The 15,799-nt window shown below is 39.6% G+C and carries 11 protein-coding genes, 1 pseudogene and 1 other annotated feature; of the genes and pseudogenes, 6 read left to right on the top strand and 6 right to left on the bottom strand.

Going from position 1 to position 15,799, the window contains the following annotated elements; translation table 11 throughout:
* Positions 1-401, top strand: a 401-nt coding sequence (locus tag AABI99_RS15270; protein ID WP_338366948.1) for a sugar phosphate nucleotidyltransferase, incomplete at its 5' end; no start/stop codon positions are given.
* 189 nt (positions 402-590) lie between these two features.
* On the opposite strand, the pseudogene AABI99_RS15265 reads toward AABI99_RS15270, so the two are convergent.
* Positions 591-1,741 (bottom strand): annotated as a pseudogene (locus tag AABI99_RS15265) (IS3 family transposase).
* Positions 1,408-1,524 (bottom strand) — a sequence feature (AL1L pseudoknot). It overlaps the preceding pseudogene by 117 nt.
* An 82-nt stretch (positions 1,742-1,823) precedes the next feature.
* Here AABI99_RS15265 and AABI99_RS15260 point away from each other — a divergent pair.
* Positions 1,824-2,156, top strand: a complete 333-nt coding sequence (locus tag AABI99_RS15260; RefSeq protein ID WP_338366947.1) for a type II toxin-antitoxin system RelE/ParE family toxin — start codon at positions 1,824-1,826, stop codon at positions 2,154-2,156.
* A gap of 71 nt (positions 2,157-2,227) precedes the next feature.
* The gene (locus tag AABI99_RS15255) at positions 2,228-2,539 is read left to right on the top strand and encodes a helix-turn-helix transcriptional regulator (protein WP_338366946.1); all 312 of its coding nucleotides are present in this window, start codon (positions 2,228-2,230) and stop codon (positions 2,537-2,539) included.
* Positions 2,540-3,518: 979 nt separating this feature from the next.
* Here AABI99_RS15255 and AABI99_RS15250 read toward each other — a convergent pair.
* The 5 genes from AABI99_RS15250 to gltS all read right to left on the bottom strand — a co-directional run bounded on the left by AABI99_RS15250 (position 3,519) and on the right by gltS (position 9,843).
* Positions 3,519-5,552: a CapA family protein gene (locus tag AABI99_RS15250; protein WP_338366945.1), complete on the bottom strand. Its 2,034-nt coding sequence runs from the start codon at positions 5,550-5,552 to the stop codon at positions 3,519-3,521.
* A 73-nt stretch (positions 5,553-5,625) separates the two neighbouring features.
* On the bottom strand, positions 5,626-6,642 hold the full coding sequence (dgcA, locus tag AABI99_RS15245; RefSeq protein WP_338366944.1) for an N-acetyl-D-Glu racemase DgcA: 1,017 nt from the start codon (positions 6,640-6,642) through the stop codon (positions 5,626-5,628).
* Complete coding sequence (dgcN, locus tag AABI99_RS15240) at positions 6,639-7,652, bottom strand: N-acetyltransferase DgcN (protein WP_338366943.1); 1,014 nt, start codon at positions 7,650-7,652, stop codon at positions 6,639-6,641. Before dgcN ends, dgcA begins: the two co-directional genes overlap by 4 nt.
* Before the next feature lie 106 nt (positions 7,653-7,758).
* Positions 7,759-8,628 carry a LysR family transcriptional regulator gene (locus AABI99_RS15235; RefSeq protein WP_029773251.1) on the bottom strand — a complete coding sequence of 290 codons (870 nt, stop codon included), beginning with the start codon at positions 8,626-8,628 and terminating at the stop codon, positions 7,759-7,761.
* A gap of 18 nt (positions 8,629-8,646) precedes the next feature.
* Positions 8,647-9,843, bottom strand: a complete 1,197-nt coding sequence (gltS, locus tag AABI99_RS15230; RefSeq protein ID WP_338366942.1) for a sodium/glutamate symporter — start codon at positions 9,841-9,843, stop codon at positions 8,647-8,649.
* Between the two features lie 253 nt (positions 9,844-10,096).
* Between gltS and AABI99_RS15225 the strand changes: the two genes are divergently transcribed.
* Genes AABI99_RS15225 through AABI99_RS15215 form a run of 3 tightly spaced genes read left to right on the top strand, consistent with a single transcriptional unit; the run spans position 10,097 to position 15,729 of the window.
* A complete protein-coding gene (locus AABI99_RS15225; RefSeq protein WP_338366941.1) occupies positions 10,097-12,934 on the top strand; it encodes a TonB-dependent receptor in 2,838 nt (945 codons plus the stop codon).
* Between the two features lie 59 nt (positions 12,935-12,993).
* Positions 12,994-14,160 carry a M14 family metallopeptidase gene (locus AABI99_RS15220; protein WP_338366940.1) on the top strand — a complete coding sequence of 389 codons (1,167 nt, stop codon included), beginning with the start codon at positions 12,994-12,996 and terminating at the stop codon, positions 14,158-14,160.
* Positions 14,161-14,166: 6 nt separating this feature from the next.
* Positions 14,167-15,729: an amidohydrolase family protein gene (locus AABI99_RS15215; RefSeq protein ID WP_338366937.1), complete on the top strand. Its 1,563-nt coding sequence runs from the start codon at positions 14,167-14,169 to the stop codon at positions 15,727-15,729.
* Positions 15,730-15,799 lie beyond the last annotated feature (70 nt).

Genomic DNA, 15,799 nt, shown 5'->3' with positions numbered 1-15,799 from the left:
TTGCTGATATAAACGGCGTACAATTAACGCCAGGTAACAGTGCGGCAATTAAAACTATGGTTGAAAAGCCAGATGCAGATAAAGCGCCTTCAAATCTTGCTGTAGTAGGGCGTTATGTACTAAGCAAAAATATTTGGCCACTGCTTGCTAAAACGCCTGTAGGTGCTGGTGGTGAAATACAGTTAACCGATTCAATTGATGAGCTAATGAAGCAAGAAACCGTAGAAGCATTCCATATGAGTGGCCGCTCGCACGATTGTGGCGATAAGCTAGGCTACTTAAAAGCGATTGTAGAATACGGCATGCGCGATACTAAGTTAGGTGAAGACTTTGGCCAATACTTAACGTCGTTAGTTAACGATGAGCCGGCTGCGCAATCTGATAATGTTGTTAATCTATAATAATATTAGCTTAAAGTTTGACGCTATGAGCTGCTAAGCTATTTAGCCTATAGTAAAAACCTGATTATGGCGCGGCTTTAAGCCGCGCTTTTTAATTTTTAACCCTGCTTTATTTTAAATAATTTAAACTGATTAAATATAAAGTAATAATGAATCGCCCCGAGTTCATCGGAGACCAGTTTGTTTAAGTCAGGCCACTTTACCTGACTCGTTTAAATTATCATAGTAGTCTGTTTCATACTGAGCTGGTGAAATATACCCAATTGAAGATAATAGGCGTTGATTATTAAACCAATTAACCCACTCTAACGTTGCGTATTCAACAGCATCAACATTCTTCCACGGGCCATTTCTGCGAATAATCTCTGTTATTAAATAATCCATTTATTGTTTCAGCCAATGCATTGTCATAAGAGTCACCCACACTCCCTACAGACGCTTGAATTCCAGCTTCAGCAAGTCGCTCAGTGTACCTTATAGGCAATTATTGACTCCCTCTGTCGCTGTGGAAAATTAATCCCTCAGGGTTGCCACGGTGCCAAATAGCTTGCTCTAGTGCATCAAGAATAAGTTCTGTGTGCATTGTCGTTGATACACGCCAACCTACAATGTATCGTGAAAAAAAATCTATCACGAAAGCCACATAGACAAACCCACTCCATGTGGCAACATAGGTGATATCAGCGACCCAAAGTTGATTTTGCTGCTCAGCAGTAAATTGACGATTAACTAAATCCAGAGGCTTATCTTGTTGCTCGTCAGGTATCGTTGTCTTATGTGCTTTACCCCGATGAACACCTTGAATTCCCATCAATCGTTCGACTGTACAGCGGGCGACTCGATGGTCGTCAAGCTGTAGCTGCTTCTAAACTTTTCTTGCACCATAAACTGACATATTATCCTCCTACACTTCGCGAATGAGTATCATCAGCTCAGCATCACGTTTTTTGCGGTTAGACAGCCGCTCAGGCTCTCTTTGTACCTTTTTATGAGAATAATACGTTGATGGTGCAATCGGCAATTCCTTGCAAATTGACTCGGCACCGTAATGCTTTCGGCAAGCATCAATAAAATCCACGATTACTTCTGTTTGCTGTCGACTTCCGCTTGGGCGAAAAAAGCGGCAGCTTGCCTCAGGATATCATTCGTTCGCTTGAGCTTGAGATTTCTTGACCCATGCTCTAAGTGTTTCTGGACTACACCCCAGTTTGTCTGAAACCGATACTAGTGCCAGCCCAAAGAGATGGGTATTCATGCTGTTGTGTGGTAACAAGCCTAATTGCACGTTCACGAAATTCTGATGTATAGCGATTTGATTTTTCATAGTTCCAGTTTCTCAAGTTATTAAGTCTCTGGCAAACTCGGGGCGGTTCACATAAATTAGTGTATATTCAAGAATTAAAGTGACAGGACATTAGGAAGTTGAAAAAGTTTAAGTTTATAAACAATCAATCAAAAAAAGAGTTTCTAGCGTTGCCTGATAAAACTCAAAAGCGCTTTGCAAATGATTTAAACGCTATCTGTCAAAACAAAGAGCCATTTAGCAAATTTAAGCACTTAAAGGAGAGTGCAGGTATTGGCGCGGTTGAGCTGATAGAGAACGGCAGACCAGCATACCGAACGATTTACGTTGCAAAGTTTGCCGATACAGTGTTCATCTTACACTCGTTTACCAAGACTACTAACGGAGTTGATAAACAGGCTATGGACACTGCGAAGAAGCGGTACAAGCTAATGCAAAACGAAATAAAATAAATATATCAATGCTTGTATATATATCAGTGTTGATATATATTGTTTGTAAATTAATCAATAAGGTTATTAAGATGACTCTTGAATACTCAAACATCTTTGATGCAATTACAGAAGATAAAGCCGAAGCTTCTGAACTTCAGACGCGCTCAGATCTGATGATTGTTATTCGTGACATTATTAATGCGAAGAATTGGTCACAGGCTGATGCAGCGATTCAATTAGGACTAACCCAACCTCGCGTAAGTGATCTTGTTAATGGCCGAATTGATAAATTCAGTATTGATAAGCTAATGACTTGTTTGTACAGAATTGGTTTTCGTTTTAAACCATCTTTTTCAGATAACCAGTTAACAATGGCTGTTGAAACCGTTAAAGAACACTAGGTGTAATAAGTTAACCACTTGTATTTTGACGCTTTGGATGATTAGCTATCTCCAAGCTTTAAAATCAGTGAGGGTGTTTGACCACGTAATGTTTATTATTGAACTGTAGATTGTCCTCTGATTTTACTTTACCTAATACTTGATGGTATCCGAGCGTTTATCTTCAAGCGCTCTATCGCTTAAAGGCTTTTTTAAAAGGTCCCGCTCCTTCGTGACACGCTTTAACTCAGTCTCTAATTTAGCGATATGCAATTTTTCATTGGATGATTGAATGGATTTAGGTTTATCTAATAACTGGCTTCACCAGTGTTATAAAGTTTTGGTACAAATAAATAACCTAACCCTGCCCAAAAGGATTAAGTTGATTTATAAAATACAAGAGTTTAAATGATATGTACCATTGGCAAGAAAAATTGGCCTCAATTTGAATAGGCTTATTCAGCTAAACGCTAAGGGCAAAGCTTATTTAGGCTGTAAGCGTCGTTACTTTAAATCGTGAGTTCCGCCGGCCATTTCTGAAAAGCATATACAGGAATAATTTGGAGTGGCTGAATCAGATAATGCGTGATTCATTGACAGCACGTATATCAATAAACCCTGTGAAAGTTGGCTGTATCTCGCTGTGGCTGTCGGCGTGTTCTTTTGTAAGAGAATTGGCTGGTGTTACAGCTAATAATTAAGTGGAAATCGTTATCAACGCGATATTAGTGGCTGTACGGACTGATAAAACAAAGCAGCCTAGCTTAAAAAGCTAGGCTTTATGTTCATATAATTGACACGTATTGGCGGCGATGGATCGTTCACACAATTAAGCAGGTGAAAATGTCTGAAATAGCCAAATTCAGATGTTTTTAGCTTAATTTAATAAGCCAAATCGCGCTCAAAGCCTTACTATGTAAGGCTTAAGAGGAGAGTAATGTTTTCTCCTAGTAGAGGGAGTTATTAAAGAGTACTCGCTTTGTATATATTCTAATACCAGCTAGTAGCTTAATACTTCTACATTATTAGGTAGAATAGCCTTTAGGCCTATGTGTGTTGATGGTGTAAAGCAATCGCTTGGCTTTGCGGCTTTTTGATAGGCTGTGCGCCATTCTACTAGTGCTATATCATCGAGTATTAAATGTGCTTGCTGCTGAGAGGGAATAGCTTGAATTTCTAATAGCACACGGTAACTTTTATAGCCTCTGCGTGGCGACTGAAATTCTATATCAACGTATTTAAATACTTCATTGCTGTCTATATTAAGTTCTTGAATCAGCTGCTTTTCGCTGTTGGTGTAAGCATCAAATAGTGGCTGTCCATTTTTTCTTCCTTGCCAGTAGGCTGTAATTTTTAGTTTGCTGTTATTTTTGATCTTAAATGAGAGTGATACTGGGGTGTCGGGCTCATAAACTCGTCTAAAATTTTGTATACCAAACCATAAGGGTTGCTGTGGTTTGGTTGTTAATGACATTGCTTGATTAAGGTTGCTGCTCACAATTTCAGAATGCGCAGCATTTTCAATCAGCCATTGTCGCTCTTTGACGTTAAAAGAGGCAAAGTTTTCAAAGTCACTGCCATTAATTAAATTAGTGCCTAATCGGTAGGGGGCAGGAGTATTGTTAACATGCACTGCTATTGGGCAGGCTTGCCAACCAAGTTTTTTGGTATTTATTATTGTTGTTTCTAATTTACTGAGTGAATGATGCTTGGAGCTAGTTACCTTGCTTTGTAGGTTTTTACTTAAAACGGCATGCGCCCCTGAAGCGGTTAATAGTGTATTACGTCGTTTAGATAATGCACTTATACGTTGCAGTGTTTGGTGTTTGTGTTCGCCTACCGCAGGGGTTGGTTTGTAGCCTTTTAAGTAAATAGGTACTAATTCAGCACGATGAAATTGCCCGTTATCCATCCATACATATAAGATAAAGCTATGCTGTGTTGCTGAAAAATTTTGATCAAAGATAAAATTACCCAGTGAATAAGCAAGCAGCTTATCGTTATAAAGCTCTATCCCTTGCGTTACATGTGGGTGGTGAGCAATTGCTAATGCAGCGCCTGAATCAAGCACATGTTTTAATCTTTGCTCTGTCACCAAAGTAGGTTCATTAGTGTATTCTTGACTGCCATGATACTGAATAATGGCCCTTGCTTGCTGTTTAGTTGCAATGTTAAGTGATTCCAGTAAGTTGTTTGAATTACCAAGTGTAGCTCCGCCTTGGCTCTGCGTAGCGACTTCTGTTGACTTTGAGGTGCCTGGCCAACCTACAAACCCTGAAAATGCGAATGGCTGATTATTTATGTGCTCAATATGAGGTTGAATAGCGTCTTTGCTATTTAACCCAGCTCCTGAATATGCAATGTCTGACAAATCTAAATATTTAAACGTTTGTTCAAGCCCTTGTTGTTGAAAGTCATAGATATGGTTATTACCTAAGGTTACATAGTCAACCCCGGCCCACTTTAAGGCGTTAAGTGTCTTTGGGTGAGATACAAAATTGATTGATTTGTCGGCCCTTGAGTCCATAGCTTGCTCAGCGATAGTGGTCTCTAAATTTACTGATGTGAAGTCTGCAATCTCTAAATACGGTTTCATTGCTCTAACAATATTTTTACTGTCTGCAAGTAAGCTGTCTGTGTGGAGTAAAGTCGGGTGATTAAAATAAGGCTGGTAATAGCGCCTTGTCATCATAGTATCTCCCGCAAAAGCGAGCATTACACGATCTGGTTGCTTTTTGACTAATACAATGGGAGTCAATCGACCTTGAGAGTCATTAATTTCAGAATATGAAAAAGTGTGGATACTTTTATAAAAACCTTTTTTCTCAATTGTAAGTTGGTAGATATCCTGGGTGTTTAATTTTAATGTAAAAGTGCCATCGTTTGTGGTCGTTACATATTCTGTTGCGCTGGTAATACTGACGCCAGTAAGGGGAATATTAGCTTCATCTGTTACTTTACTTGTTATAGATAACGCGTAAGCATAAGAGAAGTTAGTGAGGTAAATTAATATAGCGAACAGGATATTTTTCATTTTATTGCCTTAAGCTTTAAAGTAAAAAACACTCGTATTATTTCTTATAATGACGAGTGTTGTTTTGTTACTATTATTTGCCACCATTGCCCCACAAAAAGTGTGCTGGAATACTCATATAGCCTTGATCAAACAGCAGCCCATTTTCTCTGTCTTGGTTAATTAATAGTGGGCCATCTAAGTCTACATATTTTGCTAGAGGAGCCAATAAGGCGATAGGTGCCATGGCTAAAGAGCTACCTACCATGCAACCTAGCATTATTTCAAAGCCATGTTTTTCTGCTTGTTGTGCTAAATTGAGTGCTTCAGTTAGGCCGCCGGTTTTATCAAGTTTAATATTCACCACGTCATAACGGTCTTTTAAATAAGTTAGATCTGCTGATGTGTGACAAGACTCATCTGCACATAAGGGAATGGGAGAGTGAAAGGTAATTAAATCGTGATCCTTACCAGCCGGTAAGGGCTGTTCAATTAAAATTACATTCATTGCTTTTAACTCACCCACACACTGTGTTAAATCGTCGAGACTCCAGCTTTCATTTGCATCCACTATAAACTGGCTATTAGGTGATGCTTGGTGAATTGAACGGATCTTTTCAATAATTCCTTCGTTGTCGAGTTTAATTTTTATGAGTGGGGCCGGTGTTATTTTTTTTATTGCGTTGGCCATAGCACCGGCGCTATCGATACTTAAGGTTTGCGCTGTTATAAAAGGCTCAGCGTTGGGTAACTCAAGTAACTCAGTAACGCCCTTGCGTGTTTGCTTGGCCTTTAAATCCCATAATGCGCAATCTAATGCATTACGTGCTGAGCCCGCGGGTAATAAGCTAATTTGTTGCTCTAAATCTGATGCATACTGATTTTGAGAAAAAAACTGTTTTATTTGCTCAGAGACGCTACTAATCGATTCCCCATATCTAATGTATGGTACAACTTCAGCCCAGCCTGAATGCACGCCATCGCAAATAGAGAGTTCAAGTACACTTGCTTCGGTGCGAGCGCCATGGGCTATACGAAAAACTTTCTTTAAAGGAAATAATTTATTTTTTAACGTAAAGGTGATTTGGTCGGCTTGTATTAATGCTTTCATAATAGTTGCAACTCATTCATGTTATCGACAATGGCTTTACTTGTATGGCGAATTGGGTCAATACAAGGCACCGCAAATTCTTTACTTAACTCTTCACAAAGCTTTTTGGCTTCGTCTTCTGATACCGATGAGGTGTTGATAGCAATGCCAAGAACTTTGGCCTCTGGATTAGTGAGTTTAGCCGCTGTTAAGTTTAAGGCTATGGTTTCGCTGATACTTGGAAACGCGCTTTGCTCAATGCCACGCATATGGGTACGATTAAGTGCATGACAAATAATTAGCCCATCAGGTTGGCTGCCATGTAATAAGCCCAAGCTTACGCCAGCAAAAGCTGGATGTGATAACGAACCCTGACCCTCTATTATATCCCAGTGGTCATGTTGATTATTCGGTGATAAGGATTCAGTGGCGCCAGAAATAAAGTCGGCAACTACACAGTCAATAGCAATCCCTTCGCCATTGATTAAAATACCCGTTTGACCTGTGGCTCTAAAGTCTACATTGAGTCCTCGCTGTTGCATTTCTTTTGTTAAGCTTAACGACGCGTACATTTTACCCACTGAGCAATCAGTGCCAACGGTCAGTATGCGCTTGCCCGTACGTTTAATACCTGTGCCTGTGGCTAGCTTTTGAGTGGGATGGCGAATATCAAATAGTTGTCGATTGTATTGCTTTGCTGTAGCGGCAATGTCGGCATTATCAGCTAATTTTTGATGTAAGCCACTAACAATATCTAGGCCATTTTTTAACGCTTCAATAATGTAAGGAACCCATTTAGGGTCTAATATGCCACCACTGTTTGCCATGCCTAATACAAAAGATTTTGCGCCGTTTTCTACCGCTTGGGCAATATTCATTTGTGGTAGCCCAGTTGACACCGTGCAACCTTCGACACGATACTCTGCAATACACTTTTCAGGGGACCAATCGGCAGGCCCTTTGGCCATTTTTATGCTTAATACATCTGTGCTATCACCTAAAAAAAGTAAGTAAGGAAAAGAAATATTCATGCGTTTGTCCAATAATTAATAAAGATTAATATTGAGCTTATAGGTTGGCAGAAATTTGAAAAGTACGTTGTTTTCTGATGATTATAACCTAAGGTTATAATCGCATTTATAGGGTAAGATAGGGAATAAACTCGTCCATTACTTTGGTCTTTGTTTGGTTTTCTAAATGTACCGCACTGATATCAAAATAAATAGGCTCTTCAAATGACGCAAATGCAATGTTGTCATTAAGGTTACCCATTGCAGTATGTTTATCTACAATGCATATACCCATGCCGTAACTGACCAGCCTGACAGCAATAAAGTAGGTCTGCACTTTTATAGATGAGGTTAAATTAACGTCATCTTGCATAACTTTAACCCACAATTTTTCTGCTAATGGGCCACTATCACGTATGTCAATGGTGTCTAAATCAGCTATATCAGCTAGAGATAGTGTGTTCGGCTGCTCTGGAAATAAGCTCTTGGGGTATACAATAACTAACTCAGATTGAGTTAATGGGGTAATGGTTAGCCCTGGTAAGGTGGGTGGAGAGAGCACAATAGCAAGATCACATTTATGCTCTAATAAAGACTGCATCACCGCATCGTTATGGATAGTTTGTATATCAATATTAATATTGGGATAATCTTTAATATAATTGGCAAGTACTCGCGGAATAGCATCAAATCCTAACGCAGGTGTGACGGCTAAACGCAGACTGCCAAATTCTGATTTTTTAATATTCTTCGCTGTATTTTTTATAGAGTGCAGTTGTTGGTATATTTTGTCAACTTCACCAAACATCATCTCGGCTTCTTCGGTAGGAACTAAACGACCTTTAACTCGTTCGAATAACTTAAAGCCAAGTTGCATTTCTGCATGCGACAACACTTTGCTAACAGAGGGTTGTGATACATGCAGAATTTTTGCCGCATTAGTGATTGAGCCTGTGGTGTAGATTGCGTGAAATATCTCTATATGCCGTAATCGCATTACTTTAGTCTTTGAAGCTTAATAAAAAGTTAAAAACAACTGTATAACTAAAGCATTAGTAATATCAATGAAAAAAGCACCGACTAAAGGCACAGTTAAAAACGCTTGGGGAGAAGGGCCGTAACGCGCTACAGATATTTCCATGTTAGCTACAGCGGTGGGGGTTGCCCCTAGGCCAAAACCACAGTGACCCCCCGCCATGATCGCTGAGTCAAAATTACTGCCCATTACGCGGTAAGTAATAAAATAAGTGAATAATATTAAGACAATACATTGCGTTAAAATCATAATTATTAGCGGCGCTGCGAGATTCAGTAATTCCCATACGCGTAACGACATGAGTGCCATTGTTAAAAAAATAGAAAGAGCCATAGTGCCCCATAAATCAATACAAGTGCGACTTAATTTTAGTTTAGGGAGTAGCTCGCTTACGTTGGTTAGGCCTACACCAATGAGTAGCGGGATTAAAAATGCCGGTAGAATAACACCAGCTTTGCTCAGTATTGTATGGAGTTGTTGCCCTATAAACATACAGGTAAGAATAATAAGTAAGGTTTCTATCATTTTTTTTGGTGTGACAGTGTCTTTTTCGCTGGGGTTAAAGTGAAGGGCTGTTTTTAGTGTGTTGCTACTACTGGCTTTTAAGTTATGTTTTAACACCAGTCGCTTAGTAACTGGACCGCCTATGATACCACCGAGTATGAGGCCAAACGTTGCCGCGGCCATAGCAAGCTCAAATATGCTTTCGTCAGCATTATAGTGATTAATAAACAAATCCGCATAGGTGGCCGCGTTGCCATGTCCTCCTGAGAGAGTTACAGAGCCACCAATCAAACCATACAAATAATCAACACCTGCAACATGTGCTACTCCTATTCCAACAATGTTTTGAATAAATAAATAACCGGTTGCAAGGGCTAAAAATAAAATAACTTTAGGCCCTCCGAGTTTTAGAAGTTTTAGGCTGGCACCAAGGCCAACAGTGGTAAAAAATAAGATCATTAACGGGCTTTTTAACGTCATATCAAAATTAAAAGAGACATTGAAGTTACTATATGCAATCGCACTAATGATTGAAAAAACTAATCCTCCAACGACAGGCTCTGGAATATTATTGTTTTTTAAAAACATAACACGACTATTCAAAATATAGCCTAACAACAGAATGCCGAGTGTGATGATTAAGGTTTCATGCAGTGTGAACTCAATTTTCATGATGGTAGACCTTTGTAATTTTTGTTGGCTAAAGATATTAAAGAGAATTATGCATTATCAGCAGTTCAAAAATTTTAGTGAGCTATAACCTTAGGTTTTATGGATTATTTATAGAGGGGATATCTGAAGGTATAACCTATGGTTATACCCTATTAATAATTAGCTACTTTATAATTGATAGTTTGTTAGGCAATGTTGCAAAACGGTAAATTATTTATCTGTTGCCACAATAACATCATCAATGGGGATAGTTATGTATAAAAATAAACGTTGTAAGGTTAAGCATATTAATTTGTGTATTCTTGCTGCATTGGGCGGGCAGTATTTATTCACTAGCTCTGCAGTCGCTCAGACAGATGAGCTACAAAAAGATTTAGAACGAATTAGTGTTGTTGGTTCTAATATTAAACGAGCCACAGATATTGGTGCATTACCAGTTACGGCTTTAACTGAAAAAGATATTGAAAATACAGCTGCGATGACCGGCGATGAATTGTTGCGTTCTATCCCGCAAATTGGGGCTGTTAATTTTGGGGCAGCCACGGGCAATGGAGGGGTCAACGATGCCCGGGGTGATGTTGCTTCTATTAACTTACGCGGTGTAGGCTCAGGTAATACTTTAACATTACTTAATGGTCGTCGCTTAGTTAACCACCCTGGCACTCAGTCTGAAAACTTTGTTCCGGTCTCAACTGTTAATTCTAACACTTTGCCTGTTTCTGGATTGAGATCATTACAGGTTTTACGTGATGGAGCCGCTGCTATTTATGGTTCCGACGCTGTTGCTGGGGTTGTCAATTACCAATTAAAAGATGATTACGAAGGTAACCAAGTAAAAGTGTCTCATGGTTTTTCTGAAGGTACCGAACTTAAAGAAACGTCACTAAGCTTTTTAACAGGTTTTGATCTTAATGATGGGCGCTCACACTTAACAGCCTCGTTTAATTACTATAACCGAGACGGCATGATGGCATCTGAGCGTGATTATGCAAAAAGCCATGACTTACGTAATTATTCAACTTTGCCCGATGAGTTTATTGGTGATACCCAATTAGACAATCGTTCAACATCAACTCCTTGGGGTGAGTTTCAATCAGACAGTTTAGGGCGTTTTCATCTTCAGCCAAATGATGACAATTGTGTGGTAGCCCTTGACGGCGGGGTGTGCGCTGCAAGTGGTGGCCTATCAAGAGACTTACGTTTTGATAGAGGCACGACTCGCTCTTTAGTGTCAGATGTGGAGCGAGTAAATTTTTATAGTTATTTTACTCATGAAATTAATCGCGATTTATCACTGTTTTCAGAGCTGACTTATTATAGCGCCCAGGCTAAGCGTACCCGTGAACAGACTCATAATTTAACCGCGCAACGTTTTACTATTAGTGCAGATGCCGCTTTTAATCCATTTAATGAAAATATTTTGCTAAGAAACTATAGGGCCGTAGACACCGGACCGCGCAATATTGAAGTTGATGATTTGAGTTATCGAGGTTTGATAGGGTTAAAAGGTGTTTATAAAGACTGGGATTGGGAGAGCGCTGTTTTTTATACCGAGGCAGAAACTAATGACGTTGCCAACCGTATTCAGGCAAGTAAATTTCAACAAACTATAAACAGTACCGATCCGTCTTTGGCATACGATATATTCACCGGTGGTGATATTGATAACCCAAATAGTGGTGATTCTAGCCTGAATCCACAAACAGTTATTGCCCCATTTATGGTTAAAGTCAGTCGAGATTCTAAAACGAGCTTAGCCTCATTTGATTTTAAAGTTAGCAATGGCGCACTTTTTAGCTTACCGGCTGGTGATGTGGGTGTAGCTATGGGTGTTGAGTATAGACGCGAAACGTTTGAGGATAACCGAGATCCTTTGCTTGATGGCAGTCAGCCTTTTATTGATCAAATAACTGGCGAGCTACTCTCTGGAAGTGATGTACTTGGAAGCAGCCCAACGCCAGATTCAAACGCTTCGCGAAATGTTGCTTCTGCCTATGTGGAGTTTATCGCCCCAATTATTGATTCAGGTTCTCAGTATGTGGAATTACAGCTAGCTGGTAGGTATGAACACTTTTCTGATGTTGGTAGTGCATTTAAACCAAAGATTGCGTTGTTTTGGGAGCCTGCCGATTGGGTTAGTGTGAGGGCATCCTATGCCGGTGGCTTCAGAGCGCCTGGTTTGCCACAAGTGTCTGCAGAGGGAGTGCCACGCTCAAATACCCTTTATGATCCGGTGCTAGATAAAAGCTACAGTATAGTTGATGTGCGAAGTGGCTCAGATGATCTCTCACCTGAGGATGATCAGAACACGTCGATTGGGTTTATATTTCAACCCCTTGAAAACTTAACCTTTACTGTGGATGCGTGGAGAATTGAGCAAAAAGATTTAGTCGGTATTTTACCTGCTGCATCGCACCTTTTGTATGACTCATTATTACGCAGTGAGGGGTCGTCTAATAAGGCTGTTATACGTGATGCTAATACTAATGAAGTAGTGCAAATTAATAATGAATATTTAAATCTAGGTGTTAGAAATATTGAAGGGCTTGATATTGGCCTTGTTTATGATGTGGATACTAATTTAGGTGATTGGCAATTTACTGTTAATGCTGCAAAGCTTAGTAAATTTGAGCAGGCGGTTGACCCGATTTCAGCACAGTTAATTGCCGCCCAAAATGAGGGGAATGCTGCAGTACCTAGCGATAGAACAATCCAAGGTACGGGTGATTTAATTAAGCAAAATGGCCGACCGGAATGGCGTGTTCGTAGCTCTATTGATTGGCGTTTAAATAGCTGGGGCGCGGGGGTTAGTGCAAATTATGTCAGTAAGGTGACCGATACTAGCGCTACAGCGACCGTTAACGATGAAGTAATAACATTACCAGTAGATAGCTTTACCCAAGTAGATATGTACGCAGACTATCGTTTTACTGATGGTGACATATTATCAGGGACTAAAGTGCGCTTAGGTGTCAGAAATGTAGGCGATAAAGAACCGCCACTGGCTGATGAGTTAGCACATGGTTATTTTGGCTCTCTGCATTCGAACAGAGGTCGCTATTTCTATCTGAATTTTTCATCTAACTTTTAATTAATGGCAAAAAATTAAATACGTTGTGTTGCATGCACAACGTATTTTTAGGAGTTTATATGCGCTATTTTTTTTATGCATCATTGTTCTTTATTATCTCTTGTAGTCAAACCAGGGAGGCTCCTGACGATAAAGCAAACGGCTGTATTAGCGACAACGTGTCTTTAACTAGCAGTTTTACAACCGGAAGAATGGATGAATGTGTACAGATTGAGAATAATCACTTTTTAATAACTTTAAAGCCTGAAAATGAACCGATTAATAACAGTCCTTGGTATGCCTTTAAAGCTCAATCACAGGTGGAAAAAACAATTAAAGTGACGATTGCTGTCAGTGGTGACAGAGCTAATCGCTACTTACCTAAGTTTAGTTATGACAAACATACTTGGCATACGCTTACTGATTATCAGCAAGAAGAAAGGCTTAGCTTTTCTATACCGGTTTCAACTACACCTATTTACATTGCAGCGCAAGAAATTATTGATAATGATTACTATGTAAACTGGGCTAATAAACTGTCTTTATTATACAAAACAAAAGTGGATATTTTAGGCTACTCTTCGCAAAACAGACCAATCTATAAAATCCAAACGGGCGATGAAAATAAAGAGTGGGTGGTTGTTTTAGGACGTTTACACCCACCTGAGGTAACGGGGGCGCTGGCGTTGTTTCCGTTTGTAGAGAACTTACTGTCTGGAACTGAACTTGCGAAGCGTTTTCGCGATAAGTATAACTTGTTAGTTATTCCTAATCTAAACCCCGATGGTGTGGCACTAGGTAACTGGCGACATAACGCGAACGGCTTTGATTTAAATCGTGATTGGATCACATTAGCGCAACCTGAAACTAAGCTGGTACATAATTATCTGCAGGAGTTGGCTAAAAAAGGGCATAAAGTTAAATTTGCGTTGGACTTTCATTCCACCAAACATGATGTTTTTTATACTATGCCGGTTGATTATGGTGTTGCAGACAAATACTTTGTAAAACATTGGTTGGCAAATTTAGATGCTGCCACAGCTGACTTTAAGGTAGTTCAAAAACCAGGCAATAAGCCTAATAACGGCGTGTCTAAGCAATATTTTGCCGATAACTATGCAGTCCATGCCGTTACCTATGAAATGGGGGATGAGACCAATCGCGATAAGATTACTAAAGTGGCATTAAAAGCAAGTGAGACTTTAATGGAAACAATTTTGAGTAATACCGATCATGACAAAGAGTAGCGAATTATGAAAGATGTATTTAAAACTAAAAAGTTATTAGCGTTGGTCGGTTTAGTGATATTAAGCGGTTGTTCAAAAAAACAGCTTGAAGCTGATTATTTAATTATTAATGGCCAGGTTTATACCGCAGAGCAACCCCATTCTGAGGCGTTAGATATTGCTGTTTGTGGATCTAAAATTTGTGGCGTGTTTTTACAAGGCGAAAGTAACGTTATCGCTGAACAAACAATTGATGCTACAAATATGATTGTTAGCCCTGGGTTTATAGATCCGCACACACACACGCTTGAAGAACTGTTAAGTAATGATAAGAATAATAACCTGAACTATTTAACACAAGGTGTTACAACGGTTGTAAATGGTAATGACGGCGAGGGACCAGTAGATATTGCGGGTACAGCTAGTAAGTTACAAAAAAACAAAATAGGTACTAATGTTGCGTTATTAATTGGTCACGGCAGTGTACGTGAGCAAGTTATGGGTCGAGCACAGCAACATGCCAGTGCTGAACAATTAAATGAGATGCAAAAATTGGTTGCCAAGGGCATGCAGGAGGGAGCGCTAGGGTTATCGTCGGGGCTATATTACGTACCAGGAAGTTATGCAAATACTGAGGAAATTGTTTCACTGGCTAAGGTCGTTGCTGAGTATCAAGGTATATATGATACTCATATGCGTGATGAAAGTACCTTTAACATTGGTTTTTTAAATGCAATTAAAGAGTCGATTGAAATTGCTGAACAAGCACAGGTACATTTACATTTAGCGCATATTAAAGCGCTAGGCGTCGATGTGTGGGGGCAAAGCGAACAAGCTATAGAATTGATTGAACAGGCTCAGCAAAAGGGGGTAAGTATCTCTGCAGATCAATATCCATGGCTGGCATCTGGCACTAAGCTGCATAGTGCTATTATGCCTAAGTGGGTAATGGCTGATTCCAGAGAGGCATTTATTGGCCGGTTAAACGATGCTATGTTAGCGGATCGCTTACACGCTGAAATAACTGAAAACATTAGGCGCCGAGGGGGGCCAGAGTCTTTATTAATCACCGCATTTCAGGATGCTAATTTAGTGGGGAAAACCTTAAAAGAAGTTGCACAAGCTAGCAAGCAAAGTGTGGTTGATACTGCTATAGCGTTAGTAAAAAAGGGCGATGTAAGGGTTGCTTCATTTAATATGTCACAACAAGATGTTAATGCATTTATGCAACAACCTTGGGTTGTGACGTCGTCAGATGGCACCAATGGCCATCCGCGTAAATACGCCAGTTTCCCTCAAAAATACCAAGAGTACGTTGTAAATAAGCAGTTGTTGACAACATCTGAGTTTATAACGCAAAGCTCACGTAAAACCGCGGCTTATTTAGGGATCAAAGATAGAGGTGTACTTAGAGAGGGCTACGCGGCTGACATTATTATTTGGGATGCAAATAATTTTCAAGCGAATGCTGATTTTAGTCAATGGAATAAGTTGTCCACTGGCGTAAAGTATACGTTGGTAAATGGCCACTTAGTAATTGATAAATATAAATATCTAAATGAGTTACAAGGTGTATTTGTCGCGCGGTAATGCTAGTGTAAACAACTAGAGCAGCGCCATTGTTGTTTTAGTTGTTTAAAGAATACCGAGCTGAATTAAA

Origin of the sequence: uncultured Pseudoalteromonas sp. (assembly GCF_963922945.1) — a bacterium.
In the GTDB taxonomy this organism is placed as follows: domain Bacteria; phylum Pseudomonadota; class Gammaproteobacteria; order Enterobacterales; family Alteromonadaceae; genus Pseudoalteromonas.
The sequence above is the reverse complement of the archived record's forward strand: the minus strand, read 5'-3'. Positions and strand labels throughout refer to the sequence as shown.

Bases quoted from the DNA above. Each gene is read 5' to 3' on its own strand.
- AABI99_RS15255 (WP_338366946.1), top strand. From the start codon at position 2,228: ATGACTCTTGAATACTCAAACATCTTTGATGCAATTACAGAAGATAAA.
- AABI99_RS15250 (WP_338366945.1), bottom strand. From the start codon at position 5,552: ATGAAAAATATCCTGTTCGCTATATTAATTTACCTCACTAACTTCTCT.
- dgcA (WP_338366944.1), bottom strand. From the start codon at position 6,642: ATGAAAGCATTAATACAAGCCGACCAAATCACCTTTACGTTAAAAAAT.
- dgcN (WP_338366943.1), bottom strand. From the start codon at position 7,652: ATGAATATTTCTTTTCCTTACTTACTTTTTTTAGGTGATAGCACAGAT.
- AABI99_RS15235 (WP_029773251.1), bottom strand. From the start codon at position 8,628: ATGCGATTACGGCATATAGAGATATTTCACGCAATCTACACCACAGGC.
- gltS (WP_338366942.1), bottom strand. From the start codon at position 9,843: ATGAAAATTGAGTTCACACTGCATGAAACCTTAATCATCACACTCGGC.
- AABI99_RS15225 (WP_338366941.1), top strand. From the start codon at position 10,097: ATGTATAAAAATAAACGTTGTAAGGTTAAGCATATTAATTTGTGTATT.
- AABI99_RS15220 (WP_338366940.1), top strand. From the start codon at position 12,994: ATGCGCTATTTTTTTTATGCATCATTGTTCTTTATTATCTCTTGTAGT.
- AABI99_RS15215 (WP_338366937.1), top strand. From the start codon at position 14,167: ATGAAAGATGTATTTAAAACTAAAAAGTTATTAGCGTTGGTCGGTTTA.